Source organism: Streptomyces aureus (genome assembly GCF_000725495.1).
Classification (GTDB): domain Bacteria; phylum Actinomycetota; class Actinomycetes; order Streptomycetales; family Streptomycetaceae; genus Streptomyces; species Streptomyces aureus_B.
On record NZ_JNZD01000018.1, the window covers coordinates 60,964 to 74,963 of the forward strand.

A 14,000-nucleotide genomic window follows, 5' to 3' on the forward strand; every position below is an offset into this window, starting at 1 on the left:
GGAGACGCATGTCAGACGGCCGGCTCCGGCTCGTCGTCCCCCGGGGCCGCACGGGCGCCGGGCGTGCCCTCGCCCCGGGCGTCACGGGTGTCGTGCGGGCCGTCCGGCAGCCGGCCGAGCCGGGCGCGCACCTTCTCGGCGTCCGGATGGTCGAACTCCGCGAAGATCGACAGGGCCTCGCGCCAGCTGTCCCGCGCGGCGTCCGGCTCGTCGGCGTCCAGATGGACGTCCCCGAGGTTGCCCAGGGTGTGGCCCTCTCCCCAGCGGTTGCCGATGTCCCGGTGGGTCTTCAGCGCCTGGAGGTGGTACTCGACGGCGGCGCCGTATTGCCCCAGACGGCGGTGGACGGTGCCGAGGATGTCGAGGGTGACGCCTTCGACCCAGCGGTTGCCGCTCGCGCGCAGCACGGCCAGCGCCCGCTCGAGACAGTCGACGGCATCCTCGAACCGGCCCTGCCGCTGGTAGGCGTCACCGAGGTTGTTCAGGGCGATCCCCTCGCCCCAGGCGCCGCCGATGACCCGCTCGATCGCCAGCCCCCGGCGGGTGTACTCGACGGCCTTGGCGAGCTGCCCGGACTGGAGGTAGGCGTCACCCAGGTTCGACACGGCCGACCCCCTGCCGTCGTGGTCCCCGAGATCGCGGTAGGCGACCATCGCCCGGTGCAGATGGTCGATCGTCTCGCCGAGCCGGCCCGAACTGCGCAGGGCCGCCGCCAGGTCCGCGAGCCCCTGCGCCTCGCCCCAGCGGTCGCCCGCCGCGCGGGCGGCGGCGAGCCCCGTACCGGCGGTGTCGAGCCAGTCGTGCATGTGGCTGCGGAGGTAGAAGAACCCCCACAGGACCGCGGGCAGCCGCCAGGCGATGCCGTGCCGCCCGTGCGCGGCGGCCGTGTGCACCGCGCTGACCAGATTGCTGCGCTCCCGCTCGCACCAGCCGAGGGCCTCGTCGTACGTCGTGAACGTGAGCGGCCGGCACAGCGCGGGCGGCGGATCGAGCGGGATCGGACGCCGGCGTGGGGTGATGTGCGGATAGGCGGCGTCCGCGGTGTGCAGGTACCAGGACAGCAGCCGTTCCAGCGCCAACTCCCGCTCCTCGGGGCTCTCGTCGGCCTCGACGCGCTCGGCGGCGTACACCCGGAGCAGGTCGTGCAGGGTGTAGCGGCCCGGGAAGTGCTCGGTGAGCAGATGGGCCCGGGTCAGCTCGACGAGCAGGCCGCGGGTCTCCCGCGCCGGCAGCCCGGCGAGCGCGGCCGCGGCGGGCGCGGAGATGTCGGGCCCGGAGTGCAGGCCCAGCAGATGGAAGAGGCGGGCGGCCGGGGCCGACAGCGCCCGGTACGACCAGGAGAAGACGGCCCGTACGTCCGTGGTGATGTCCTCGCCGCCGGTGAACGCGTCGAGGCTGCCGTGGCTCTCGCGCAGTTCGTCGACGATGGCGCTGAGCGGGAAGCCGGGGTGCGCGGCGGCGTGGGCGGCGACGATGGACAGCGCCAGCGGCAGCCGGGCGCACCGCGTGATGATCTCGTCGGCCGCGTCCGGTTCCGCCGCCGGCCGTTCGGTGCCGAGCCGGCGGGCCAGCAGGTCGTGCGCCTCCTCGGGTGTGAGCTGGTCCAGGGTCAGCGGGTAGGCGCCCTCCGCGGCGACCAGTCCGGTGAGCTGGTTGCGGCTGGTGACGATGACCAGGCAGCCCGGGGCGCCGGGCAGCAGCGGACGGACCTGCTCGGTGTCGCGCGCGTTGTCGAGCAGGACGAGCACCCGGCGCCGGGCGAGCATGCTGCGGTAGAGCGCCGCCTGCGCGTCGAGACCGGCGGGGATCCGCATCGGGGGGACGCCGAGCGCGTCGAGGAAGGTCCGGATGGCGTCCTCGGGCGCCACGACCACGCCGGTCGGGTCGAAGCCGCGCAGATTGACGTAGAGCTGTCCGTCGGGGAAGCGGCCGGCCATCTCGTGGGCCCAGTGCACGGCCAGGGTGGTCTTGCCGATCCCCGCCATGCCGCCGATCGCACTGATCACCACGGAGTCCGGTGCGTGGCCCGTCCCGGGCAACAGGGCACGTACGCGCTCGAGTTCGGCCTCCCGCCCGGCGAACGTCGGCAGATCGGCGGGAAGCTGAGCCGGAACGGCCGCTTGCGGGGCGGAGGGCAGGACGGGCTTGGCGGCCGGGGCGGGGGGTTCGGAGGGAGCGGGGCCGGGAGGACCGGGTGCCGGGGCGCCTCCGGGCGCGGGGGCCGCGGGGCGCGCGGGTGGCGCGGACGGCGCGGGAGACCCGGGGGCCCCGGCAGGACCGGGTGCGGGAGATCCGGGTGCGGACGGCCCCTGTTCGGAGGGCCCGGGTGCGGCCGACGGGACCGGCGGGGGCGGCACGATGTCCCCGGAGGGTCCGGCAGTGCCCGAGGGTCCGGTGCCAGCAGGCGGTCCGACGTCCACGGGCGGACCGATGTCCGTACGCGATCCGATGCCCGTACGCGATCCGATGCCGGCGGAGGGCCCCGTGCCCGCAGGGGGTCCGATGTCCGCGGGCGATCCGACGCCCGTGGGCGATCCGGTGCCCGCGGAGGGCCCCATGCCTGTAGGGGGTCCGGTGTCCACGGGCGGTCCCCCGTCCACGGGCAGGTCCCGGTGCGCGGAGGGTCCGACGTCCGGCCGGGATTCGGCGGCCGGGAACGGCGGCGCACCACCCGGGGACGGGCGGGCGTCCAAGGTCGGATCCGCGGCCAGGATGCGGTCGTTGAGGTCCCTCAGCGCCGCACCGGGTTCGACGCCAAGCTCGGCCACCAGCGTGGCGCGCGTCCCGCGGTAGGCGGCCAGCGCCTCGGCCTGCCGCCCGGACCGGTACAGCGCCAGCATGAGCAGCCGGCACAGCCCCTCCCGCAGCGGATGCCTCCCGGTGAGCGAGACCAGTTCGCCGATCACCTCACCGTGGCGGCCGAGTTCGACCTCGACCTCCAGCCGCAGCTCCGTCGCGGCCAGCCGCTGCTCGTCCAGCCGGGCGCCCTCGGACGCGGCGAGCGGTCCGGGCACGCCGGCCAGGGCCGATCCCTGCCAGCCCGCGAGCGCGACACGCAGCAGTTCCGCAGCCGCGGACGGATCACCGGCGGCGCGCAGTTTCCCGGCCTCGGCGACCCGCCGCTCGAACACCCCGAGATCCAGGGTGCCTTCGGGAATCCGCAGCACGTACCCGTCCCCGACCGACACGATCACCCGAGGGGCGTCGGCGGTGTCGCGTTCCGGTTCCAGGGCCTTGCGCAGCCGTGACGCGTAGGTCCGTACGACCGACACGGCCGCCGCGGGCTGCTCCTCGCCCCAGACCGCGTCGAGGAGTTCGCCGAGCATGACGGGGCGCCCCCGCCGGAGGAGCAGCGCCGCCAGCACCGCCCGCTGCTGCGGGGAACCGACGTCCACCTCCCGTTCCCCACGCCATGCCCGGACCGGTCCCAGGACGGCGAAACGCACGGATTCCTCGTAGCCGTTCACTCTCCGCACTCTACTGAACACCCCTTTGCGCTCAGGGCTGTTGGGAGTGTGGAAGGGGCCACACCTCCGTTCCGGATACGGCTCGGACACGGCTCGGGCGGGCCGGGGATTGAACCGTTCCGCGGCGGGGCCCGTTGCGCTACGAGGACCCGAGGCGACGGGCCCGGCCGACGTCACGGGGCCGGGAGCGTCAGGAAGGAAGCGCCATGAGCGGAGCCGAGCAGACACCCGGACCGGCCGGGGAGGACGACCCCGGAGCGCCCGCCGAACCGGCCCTCCGCTTCGCGGTGGTCATCTCCGGCGACGGCTCGGCCGCCATCGACGGCGAGCCCGTACCGTCCGCGGACGGGGTGACGGTCGACGCCGCGATCCTCGACGTGCTCCAGGGCCACGCGCGGGACCACGGGACCGCGGTGACCGCCACGATCTCGGACCCCGCCGCGGGCTATGTGGCCCGCATCGAGGTGTCCCCGGACGGTTCGAGCACCCTCGTGGACCAGAGCGAACACCCACCGACGGAACCGGCCCCGTCAACGCCCCCCGAAGCGACCGCCACCGCCGACGAGCCCGAGGACGACGACGCCGAGCTCGATGTCGCCGTCGACATCGACGGCGACGGCGACGGCGACGGCGACGGCGACGGCGACGGCGACGGCGACGGCGACGGCGACTTCGACATGGAGGCGTACACACGGGAGCGGCAGCACCGACGGGAGGCCACGACCCCGCCGCCCCCTCCCCTGCCTTCGGGCCCGGCACCGGACGCCGACGAGGACCGGCACCCGGACCCCGCCCTCGAAGCGGACGCCGCCCTGCCCCCCGCCGGGAACCGCGGCCCCGAGCTCACCGCCTGGGGAGACGACTCCACGCCCCGTCCCGGGGCCACCCCCCGCTCCGACACCACGGCGCACTCCGAGGCCCCCGCCGCCCGGCCCCGTCCCCAGCTGGTCCGCCGGCCCGGTTCCCGCCAGTCGGACGACGAGTACGAGGGCCCCGGCCTGCTGCACCGGCCGCTGGTCGTCGGCCCGGTCGCCCTGGTCGCGGCCGCCCTGGTCGTCGTCCCGCTGGTGATGCTCGGCACCGGCGGGTCGGACGACGGCGGCCGCCGCGAGGAGGCCGCCCGGTCGAGCCGCGAGACGAGCCCAGGCCCGGAGACGGGTGGACCGGGGCCGGTCTCCACCGTGTCCCCGTCCGCCTCGCCGTCGCCGGACTCCTCGGCCTCCCCGACGGGCGGCTCGAAGAAGCCGAAGGGCGGGAAGGGGTCCAAGGACGCCAAGGGCGCCGGGGGCACCGGTGACGGGAAGGGTCCGGGAGGCGGCGGGACGGTCACCGTGACCGTCACCGCCAGGCCGCCGCGGGCCACGGTGACCGCGAAGCCCGCGCAGGACACCGCCGCGACCGCGGTGAACCGTCTCGCCCGCAACGATCCCTCGGGCCGGCACATCTGCTACCGCGCCTACGTCTCCGGACAGGGCTGGCAGAAGCCGGTGTGCGACGGCACGATGGCCGGCACCTCGGGCCGGAACAACCCGATCAAGGCGCTGAACATCGCGGTGTCCGGCAGCGGAGGCTCGGCGGCGAACGCCTTCGTCCACAACCCCGACTCGACCGACGGCCGCGGCACCTGGGAACCCGCGTGGACGGCCGTGATCGCCGACGGCAGGAACAACTACATCGGCAGTACGAAGAAGAGCGCGCCGGTGATGTCGGGCTTCGCCATCAACATCGGCAGCGGCCGCGTCTGCCAGACGGCCAAGGTCCACGGCTTCGACTGGGGCGCCCAGGGCTGCGCGGACGCCCGCCCGGGATACGTCTTCGGCGGCGCCCTGGAGAACGACCGCTGGCTGGAAGCGGTCAGATTCACGGTCTGACCCACCCGAAGAACCGGACAGGTCCGACCCACCCGAAGATTCCGGACAGCAGAAGGGCCGGGCCGCGATCACGCCCGGCCCTCGCCCGCCCTTGTCGGTCAGCTACAGGGCGGGGATTTCCCTGATCAGGCGCGAGCTCCAGTCGCACCAGACCAGGCCCGGCAGGAAGGGGCCGCCGGCCTCGTCGACGTTGTCCTCGACGTAGGGGATGGTCGCGTCGCAGACTTCGAAGGCCTGGTCGAAGAACTGCGTGGTGTCGGGGTTGGTGTGGAAGCTCCAGCGCGGGTTGTAGGGGGCCGTCCGCTTGACGATCCGCGCGACCACGTGGGGACGGTCGGTGGTCTCCCCGGTGACGAGTTCCCGGGCGTGCTCGATGTCCTCGGGCTTGGTCAGTTTGATGACGAACTGCTCGTGCGTGACGTCGGTCATCACGAAGTACGCGGAGCTCTCGGCGGCGTGGCCGGGCTGCCTGCCGAGGGTTTCGGCCTGGGTGGGCTGCGCCGTGGCGAGGGCCAGCACCCCGACAGCGGCCAGGCCGACCGCCTTCATGAGCATGCGTCGCATGGGAGTTCTCTCCTTGGTTACAGGCGTCGTGCACGTCACGACTAGTGACCAAGCGGATTGAATCAGTAACTTTGAGTAATCAAGCCGAGGGCGCGCTGAGCTTTTCCGCATATGCCAATGGCCTCATGCCGCCACCGCCGCTTCGGAGTATCGCCACCACCCTCGGCCACGCCTTGACCGAGCGGCACCGGCGTGGCGACCGACACGAACGGGCGACCCAAGGCCGCGAGGCGACCGCCCCCAAGGCGGCCCGCTCCCGCCGTCGCGCCCCACTGAACGCGAAAGCCCAGCTCGGACACAGTCCGAGCTGGGCTTGCAAGGGAGCCCCCTGTCGGATTCGAACCGACGACCTACGCATTACAAGTGCGTTGCTCTGGCCATCTGAGCTAAGGAGGCCTGCCGCGCGCCCGGGGGCGTGCGTGCCCGTGCAGTGTACCCACGTCGCCGCGGGGGGCTGTCGAGAGTTTCCGCGAACTTCACCGGGCTCCGGGTGCTGACAGAACACATGAACGCCAGGTAGCGTCCTGTCCCAGTTCACTCGTATGGACTACACCACTATGGGCGTTTCCATAGTGGATCACCACCTTTACAACGGATCGTCCGGCACGTTCCTGCCGGTGAAGGGGGCCCATCACCATGGCCACTGTCTCGTTCGACAAGGCGACCCGGATCTACCCGGGTTCCGACAAGCCCGCCGTCGACGGCCTGGACATCGAGATCGCCGACGGCGAGTTCCTCGTCCTCGTCGGTCCGTCCGGCTGCGGCAAGTCCACCTCGCTCCGCATGCTCGCGGGGCTCGAGGACGTCAATGGCGGCGCCATCCGCATCGGCGACCGCGACGTCACGCACCTGCCGCCCAAGGACCGGGACATCGCGATGGTGTTCCAGAACTACGCGCTCTACCCGCACATGACCGTCGCCGACAACATGGGCTTCGCGCTCAAGATCGCCGGCGTCAACAAGGCCGAGATCCGCCAGAAGGTCGAGGACGCGGCGAAGATCCTCGACCTCACCGAGTACCTCGGCCGCAAGCCGAAGGCCCTCTCCGGCGGCCAGCGCCAGCGCGTCGCCATGGGCCGCGCCATCGTGCGCGAACCCCAGGTCTTCCTCATGGACGAGCCGCTGTCCAACCTGGACGCCAAGCTCCGTGTCTCGACGCGTACCCAGATCGCCTCGCTCCAGCGCCGCCTCGGCATCACCACCGTCTACGTCACCCACGACCAGGTCGAGGCCATGACCATGGGCGACCGTGTGGCCGTGCTCAAGGACGGTCTGCTCCAGCAGGTCGACTCGCCGCGCAACATGTACGACCGCCCGGCCAACCTCTTCGTCGCCGGCTTCATCGGCTCCCCGGCCATGAACCTGGTCGAGGTCCCGATCACCGACGGCGGCGTGAAGTTCGGCAACAGCGTCGTCCCGGTCAGCCGCGAGGCCCTCCAGGCCGCCGCCGACAAGGGCGACCGCACGGTCACCGTCGGCGTCCGCCCCGAGCACTTCGACGTCGTCGAGCACAACGGCGAGGCCGCCAAGTCGCTCTCGAAGGACACCGAGGACGCCCCGGCCGGTCTGGCCGTCTCCGTGAACGTCGTCGAGGAGCTCGGCGCCGACGGCTACGTCTACGGCTCCGCCAAGGTCGGCGACGACCACAAGGACCTCGTCGTCCGCGTCAGCGGCCGTGCCGTCCCGGACAAGGGCGCCACGCTGCACGTCGTCCCGCGTCCGGGCGAGATCCACGTGTTCTCCACCTCGACGGGCGAGCGCCTGTCCGACTGACGTCCGCGTCAGCCGGGTGCCCGCGCGCACCCCATAAGGGTCTAATTCACCCACGTTGACGAAGAGGGCCCCGCGGTCGACCGCGGGGCCCTCTTCGTTGTCGACAAATATCCCGTCAGACCGGGCAAATCGATCGCGGCATCCACCTCTCGCGGCCCCCGCACGAGCCCGTCCGTCAACTCGCTACCCAGAAAAACCAGCTTTCCCGTCCCCCGAACCGGTGACTAAATGTCGCCAAATCATCACCCCGCGCTACCCTCACTCGCGTGAAGCACTCCACCACTAACCAGCGGACCCGGCGTGGCCGTGGCCCCGCCCGCCAGATCGGCCGCACCCTCGCCCTCGTTCTGCCTGTCGTCCTGGTGCTCTCCGGGACCCTCGCGGTCACCCAGGTCGACTGGTCGGGGAACCCCTCGGGCTCGGTGCTCACCGCGTCCTCCGAGGAGGTCTCCACGCGGGCCGTCTCCCGGGCCCCGCAGGACGTCCTGCGCGACAAGCTGCTCCTGGAACTCCAGGAGAAGAACCCGGGCGTGGCCCTCACCCACCTCCAGCAGGCGGTGAACGGCCGTCCGTCGCTCGCGAAGCACTGCGTCTCCATCGCCCGTGCCCTGGGCCGCGCCGCGGTCCGCGCGTACGGTCCGACCCGCGCCCAGTCCTTCGCCCGGCCGGTCTGCGACACGTCGTTCGCCTCGGGGGTCGCGACGACCCATTTCTGAGGTCACCGAGCGCCACGCCCGGACCCCGGCCCCCAGGGCCCTGACCCCCGCCCGTGTCCGGGCCCGCGCACGGGCCGATTCCCCTCGAAGCGCACCTCGTCCTCCGAGGGGCGCAGGCAGAGGTACAGCCAGGGGCACAGGCCTTCCCGGGCCGGCCGGTAACAGCTCATTAAGGAACGGTTGCCACGGGAAGCGCCGTGCCGGGCGCCACGTACAGTTCCAGCATGACCGATCCGAACGCCGCGTCGCGCCCCGTTCAAGCCGTCGTCCTGGCCGGCGGCCAGGGCTCCCGGCTGCGTCCCTACACCGACGACCGGCCCAAGCCGATGGTCGAGATCCCCGGCACCGGGACACCGATCATCGGCCACCAGCTCACCTGGCTCGCCGAGGAGGGCGTCACCGACGTCGTCGTCTCCTGCGGTCACCTCGCCGACGTCCTGCAGAAGTGGCTGGACTCGGCCGACCTGCCGCTGTCCGTCACCACGGTCGTCGAGACGGAGCCGCTCGGCCGCGGCGGCGGCCTCAAGTACGCCGCCGCGCACCTGCCGCACCCCGACCAGCCCTGGTACGCGACGAACGGTGACATCTGGACCCGTTTCTCGCTGCGCGACATGGCGGACTTCCACACCGAGCGCGACGCCGTCGCGACGCTCGCGCTGGCCCGCCCCCGCATCCCGTGGGGCGCCGTGAAGACGGACGGTTTCGGTCACATCACGGACTTCATCGAGGCCCCGCCCTCCACGTTCGAGATCAACGCGGGCGTCTACGTCTTCTCGCCCGAGTTCACCGACATGCTCCCCGAGCGCGGGGACCACGAGCGCACCACGTTCCCGCGCCTGGCCCGCGAGCGCCGGCTGTCCGGCTTCCCGATCCCGCAGGGCGCCTACTGGCGCGCCATCGACACGGCCAAGGACCTCACGGAGGCGGCGAAGGAACTCGCCGCCCTGGGCCGCTAGGGCGTGTTGCCCTAGCGCCGCCGGGAACACCCTCACGGCCTACGGGAGCCGCCTCCCGCCGGCAGCACCCCCGCAGCACCATGCGGCCCGGAGACCGGACGCGTGAGCCACGCCGAAGCCCGCAGCGTCACGCGGAACGGAGCACAGGCCACACGCCCCCGGACGCGACGGCAGGGCCCCGCACACCCTGTGCGGGGCCCTGCCGTCGTGTCCGCCCGGGCGGGCGGTGGGTGTCAGCCCAGCAGGCCGCCCACCAGACCCGGCTGGCCCGTGGACGAGCTCCCACCGGTGGAGGTGCCGCTCCCGGCGCCCGTACCGCCGGTGCCCGAGGAGCCGCCGCTGCTGCCGCCCGTCGCCGTACCGCCGGTGCTGGAGGGGCCCGAGCTGGTGCTCGGGGCCCGGCCGACCGGGGAGGACTGCTGGGGCGGGGCCTGGCCGCTGCCCTGGGTCTGGCTGGGCTGCTGTCCGCTGCCCGAGGGGTCGGTCCCCTGTGTCGCGCCCGGCGTGCCGGCCGTCTGCGACGGGGTCGCGGAACTGCTGTGGGTGGGCGGGACGGAGGCCGACGGGGTGGCCTCGTGGTGCCGCCGGCCGGGCGTCTCCGGCAGCGGGGAGCCGGGCAGTTCGTTGCGCGGGGCCTCCCCGGGACCGGGGACGACGACCCGGCTGGAGTCGCGGACGGCGCCGCCGAGGAGCGAACCGACGAGCAGGGTCAGCCCCACGACCACGGCGGTGAGCAGCGCGCCGCGCCGCAGCACACGGGCCCGCAGGTCCCAGATGTCGGCGCGCGGACCGAGCGTCCGCCAGGCCTCGCTGGAGAGCCGTCCGTCGGCGGAGTAGACCGGGGCGCCCGCGATGATCAGCGGGGACCAGGCGGCGAGGATGATGATGTCGGGCGCGTCGTAGACCGGGACCGTCTTCCAGCTGACGGTGACGATGAGCGCCGCCGACAGCATCGCGCCGACGGCCGCCGCCACCCGCTGCCACAGCCCGAGGACGGTCAGGACGCCGACGATGACCTGGAAGAAGGCGATGACGAGCCCGGAGCCGATGGGGTGGTGGAGCGCGAACTGCCGCAGCGGCTCGGCCACTTCCCACGGGTGCAGCGTGTTGAGCCACTTCACCATGGAGCCGCGCTTGCCGCCGTCGAAGTAGACGGGGTCGCAGAGCTTGCCCATGCCGGCGTAGACGGAGATGAAGCCGAGGAAGACGCGCAGCGGGAGCAGCACGACACCGAGGTTCATCCGGCGCCCGGGGTGATAGGCGTGCCGGACCGAGTCGGAGCCGCGGCGCCGGACAGGAGTCTCGCGCTCCGTCTCCTCGAGGGGGTCGCCCTCGAAGTCGCCCTCGTCCCCGAAGTCGGCGTCCGGATAGGCGTGTTGACCGTACGGCGGCTCGCCGTACGACGGCCGGGCGTAGCGCGGTTCGTCGTAGGCGCTGCCCACGCCACGCATCTGCGGCAGCAGTCGCTGCTCGTCGCCGTGGGGCGCGCGCTGGCTGCCGACGAGGGGCGTCTCGACCGTGTCGACGGTCAGATCGCCCGCGTAGCCGGGCTGTTCACCGATCCGCGGGATGACCTGGGTCGAACCGCCGTCGGCCGTCGGCCCGGTGGCGCCGTGGGGCACGCCCGCGCTCCGTACGGCCTGGAGCAGACGGTGGGCGCCGGTGTCGTCCGGCGCGGACTTGCCGCTCCAGACGACGGGGGCGCGGCGGCGGGCCCCGCCGGCCGGACCGGCCCCGCCCGCTCGGCCCGGCGCGCCGATGCCGGGAGAGCCCAGGTGCCGCGCGATGCGCGGGGACGGGCCCCGTGACGCACCAGCCAACTGGACGCGGAAGCTCGCATGGTTGACGATGACCTGCGCCGGATCGCTCGGCACCTTCACCATGCTCAGCGCGGGAACGTCGTCGAATCCCGACGAGCGGTCCCCCGTGGGTGTGCGGGGTGTTCTGGTGTCCACACTCATCTAACCGAGTGACGCGAGGTTAGGACACTGCTTTGACCACGCCGAACTGTCCGGACCGCGTCAAGATCGTTCCGAACGGCCCGGTGGCACCCCGGGGGTGACCGCCCGTGCGCGTGTTCAGGCGCGGCGGCGCGAGGCCTCGTACAGCACAACTCCCGCAGCCACACCGGCGTTCAGCGACTCCGTGCCGCCGGGCATCGGAATCCGCACCCGGAAGTCGCAGGTCTCGCCGACGAGCCGGGACAGGCCCTTGCCCTCGCTGCCGACGACGATGACGACCGGGCCGCCGAGCGCCTCCAGGTCACCGACCTCGGCCTCGCCGTCCGCGGCCAGACCGACCACCACGAGGCCGGCCTTCTTGTAGGCCTCCAGGGCGCGCGTCAGGTTCGCGGCGCGCGCGACGGGCGTACGGGCGGCGGCGCCGGCCGACGTCTTCCAGGCACCGGCGGTCATGCCGGCCGCGCGGCGCTCGGGCACGACCACGCCGTGGCCGCCGAACGCGGAGGCGGAACGGACGACCGCGCCGAGGTTGCGCGGGTCGGTCACCCCGTCGAGCGCGACGATCAGCGGGTCCTCGCCCTCGTCGTACGCGGCGGCGGCGAGGTCCTCCGGGTGCGCGTACTCGTACGGCGGGACCTGGAGGACGAGACCCTGGTGGTTGAGCCCGTTGGTCATGCGGTCGAGCTCGGGGCGCGGGGCCTCCATCAGGTGGATGCCGCCGCGGTCGGCGACGAGCTGGAGCGCCTCGCGGACCCGCTCGTCGTTGTCGATGAACTGCTGGACGTAGAGCGTGGTCGCGGGGACGCCCTCGCGCAGCGCCTCGACCACGGGGTTGCGGCCGACGACCATCTCGGACGTGCCCTTGCCGCCGCGGCCGCGGGGCGCGGGACGGCGGACGGCCTGCTTCGCCTTGGCGTTGGCGACGCGGTTCTTCTTGTGGCCCTTGCGCATCTCGGCGGGCGGGGTCGGACCCTTGCCCTCCAGGCCCCGGCGCCGCTGGCCGCCACTGCCGACCTGCGCGCCCTTCTTGCCGGACATGCGGCGGTTGTTAGCAGCCATGACCTACCTGTCTGTGAGACGTGCGTGCGTACGTATATGAAGTGTGCCGCCCGGAGGTCCGGGCGGCACAATCGATCAAGGCCGACCGGGGTCGGCCGGAATCGCCGGAGCGGGTGCTCAGCGCGGTCCGAGCGTCCAGCGCGGCCCCTGCGGACTGTCCTCGATGACCAGGCCGGACTGGTTGAGCTGGTCGCGGATGGCGTCCGCGGCGGCCCAGTCCTTGCGGCCGCGGGCGGCCTCGCGCTGGTCGAGGACCAGATGGACGAGGGTGTCGACGACCCCGTGCAGATCGTCGCCGCGGTCACCGTCGTCGGCCCACTGCGGGTCGAGCGGGTCGAGTCCGAGGACGCCGAGCATGGCCCGTACCTCGGCGAGGCGGGCGACGGCGGCTTCCTTGTCGTCGGCGGCCAGGGCGGAGTTGCCCTGCCGGACCGTCGTGTGCACGATGGCGAGCGCCTGCGGGACGCCCAGGTCGTCGTCCATCGCCTCGGCGAACGCCGGCGGCACCTCGGCGGCGGGCTCGACGACGCCCCCCGCCTTCTCGACCACCCGCTGCACGAAGCCCTCGATGCGCGCGAACGCCGACTCGGCGTCGCGCAGGGCCTCCGTGCTGTACTCGATCATCGAGCGGTAGTGCGGGGTGCCGAGGTAGTACCGCAGCACGATGGGCCGCCACGTCTTGACCATCTCGGAGACGAGGACCGAGTTCCCGAGGGACTTCGACATCTTCTCGCCCTTGAGGGTGACCCAGGCGTTGTGCACCCAGTACGTCGCGAACTCGTCCCCGAAGGCCTTGGCCTGCGCGATCTCGTTCTCGTGGTGCGGGAAGATCAGGTCGATGCCGCCGCCGTGGATGTCGAAGGCGGTGCCCAGGTACTTGTGGGCCATGGCCGAGCACTCCAGGTGCCAGCCCGGACGGCCGCGGCCCCAGGGCGTCTCCCAGCTCGGCTCGCCCGGCTTCACGGCCTTCCACATGGCGAAGTCACGCGGGTCGCGCTTGCCGGTCTCGCCCTCGCCGGACGGCTGGAGCAGGTTGTCCAGTTCCTGGTTGGACAGCTGGAGGTAGCCGTCGAACGACCGCACGTCGAAGTAGACGTTGCCGTCGGCCGCGTAGGCGTGCCCGCGCTCGATGAGCCCGCGCATCATCTCGATCATCTCGGGGACATGACCGGTGGCACGGGGTTCGTACGTGGGCGGCAGGCAGCCGAGCACGTCGTAACCGTCGTTGAAGGCGCGCTCGTTCTCGTAGCCGATGGACCACCAGGGGCGGCCCTGGTCGGCCGACTTGGCGATGATCTTGTCGTCGATGTCCGTGACGTTCCTGATGAACGTCACGTCGTAGCCGCGGTAGTCGAACCAGCGGCGCATGATGTCGAAGTTGAGGCCCGAGCGGATGTGCCCGATGTGCGGTGCCGCCTGCACGGTGGCGCCACACAGGTAGATCGAGACGCAACCCGGCACGAGCGGGGCGAAGTCACGGATCTGCCGGGCGCTGGTGTCGTACAGGCGAATAGTCACCACTCCAGGGTAGTGGGCGCGGGGCAGTGCCCCACGCCCCTTCCCCCTGCAAGGCCATGTATTCGTGACATACGGGGGAGCCAGGGGGTGCGCCGAGGAGCACCGGGGGGACGGC

9 protein-coding genes and 1 tRNA gene are annotated in these 14,000 nt (G+C 72.7%); 4 read left to right on the forward strand and 6 right to left on the reverse strand.

Annotation, left to right across the window (positions count from 1 at the left end; translation table 11 throughout):
- Positions 1 to 11 precede the first annotated feature (11 nt).
- Positions 12 to 3,467, reverse strand: a complete 3,456-nt coding sequence (locus IO36_RS43225; RefSeq protein ID WP_245173412.1) for an AfsR/SARP family transcriptional regulator — start codon at positions 3,465 to 3,467, stop codon at positions 12 to 14.
- A 206-nt stretch (positions 3,468 to 3,673) separates the two neighbouring features.
- On the opposite strand from IO36_RS43225, the gene IO36_RS48275 reads away from it, so the two are divergent.
- On the forward strand, positions 3,674 to 5,338 hold the full coding sequence (locus IO36_RS48275; protein ID WP_051900814.1) for a hypothetical protein: 1,665 nt from the start codon (positions 3,674 to 3,676) through the stop codon (positions 5,336 to 5,338).
- A gap of 102 nt (positions 5,339 to 5,440) precedes the next feature.
- On the opposite strand, the gene IO36_RS22255 is transcribed toward IO36_RS48275, so the two are convergent.
- Positions 5,441 to 5,902 carry a BP74-related protein gene (locus IO36_RS22255; RefSeq protein ID WP_037622322.1) on the reverse strand — a complete coding sequence of 154 codons (462 nt, stop codon included), beginning with the start codon at positions 5,900 to 5,902 and terminating at the stop codon, positions 5,441 to 5,443.
- 322 nt (positions 5,903 to 6,224) lie between these two features.
- Positions 6,225 to 6,298 (reverse strand) — tRNA-Thr (locus tag IO36_RS22260).
- A 240-nt stretch (positions 6,299 to 6,538) separates the two neighbouring features.
- Between IO36_RS22260 and IO36_RS22265 the strand changes: the two genes are divergently transcribed.
- The 3 genes from IO36_RS22265 to IO36_RS22275 all read left to right on the forward strand — a co-directional run bounded on the left by IO36_RS22265 (position 6,539) and on the right by IO36_RS22275 (position 9,347).
- Positions 6,539 to 7,675, forward strand: a complete 1,137-nt coding sequence (locus tag IO36_RS22265; protein ID WP_037622323.1) for an ABC transporter ATP-binding protein — start codon at positions 6,539 to 6,541, stop codon at positions 7,673 to 7,675.
- 266 nt (positions 7,676 to 7,941) lie between these two features.
- Positions 7,942 to 8,391, forward strand: coding sequence for a hypothetical protein (locus IO36_RS22270; RefSeq protein ID WP_037622324.1), 450 nt, complete (start codon positions 7,942 to 7,944; stop codon positions 8,389 to 8,391).
- 224 nt (positions 8,392 to 8,615) lie between these two features.
- A complete protein-coding gene (locus IO36_RS22275; protein ID WP_037622475.1) occupies positions 8,616 to 9,347 on the forward strand; it encodes a nucleotidyltransferase family protein in 732 nt (243 codons plus the stop codon).
- A 233-nt stretch (positions 9,348 to 9,580) separates the two neighbouring features.
- Here the strand turns inward: IO36_RS22275 and IO36_RS22280 are convergent, their stop codons facing one another.
- The 3 genes from IO36_RS22280 to cysS form a co-directional block, all read right to left on the reverse strand.
- Complete coding sequence (locus IO36_RS22280; RefSeq protein ID WP_245173414.1) at positions 9,581 to 11,308, reverse strand: DoxX family protein; 1,728 nt, start codon at positions 11,306 to 11,308, stop codon at positions 9,581 to 9,583.
- Positions 11,309 to 11,425: 117 nt separating this feature from the next.
- Positions 11,426 to 12,367, reverse strand: a complete 942-nt coding sequence (gene rlmB / locus IO36_RS22285) for a 23S rRNA (guanosine(2251)-2'-O)-methyltransferase RlmB (protein ID WP_037622326.1) — start codon at positions 12,365 to 12,367, stop codon at positions 11,426 to 11,428.
- A 117-nt stretch (positions 12,368 to 12,484) separates the two neighbouring features.
- Positions 12,485 to 13,885 (reverse strand): cysteine--tRNA ligase, encoded by a 1,401-nt coding sequence (gene cysS, locus IO36_RS22290; protein ID WP_037622327.1) that lies wholly within the window; start codon positions 13,883 to 13,885, stop codon positions 12,485 to 12,487.
- Between the last annotated feature and the right edge of the window lie 115 nt (positions 13,886 to 14,000).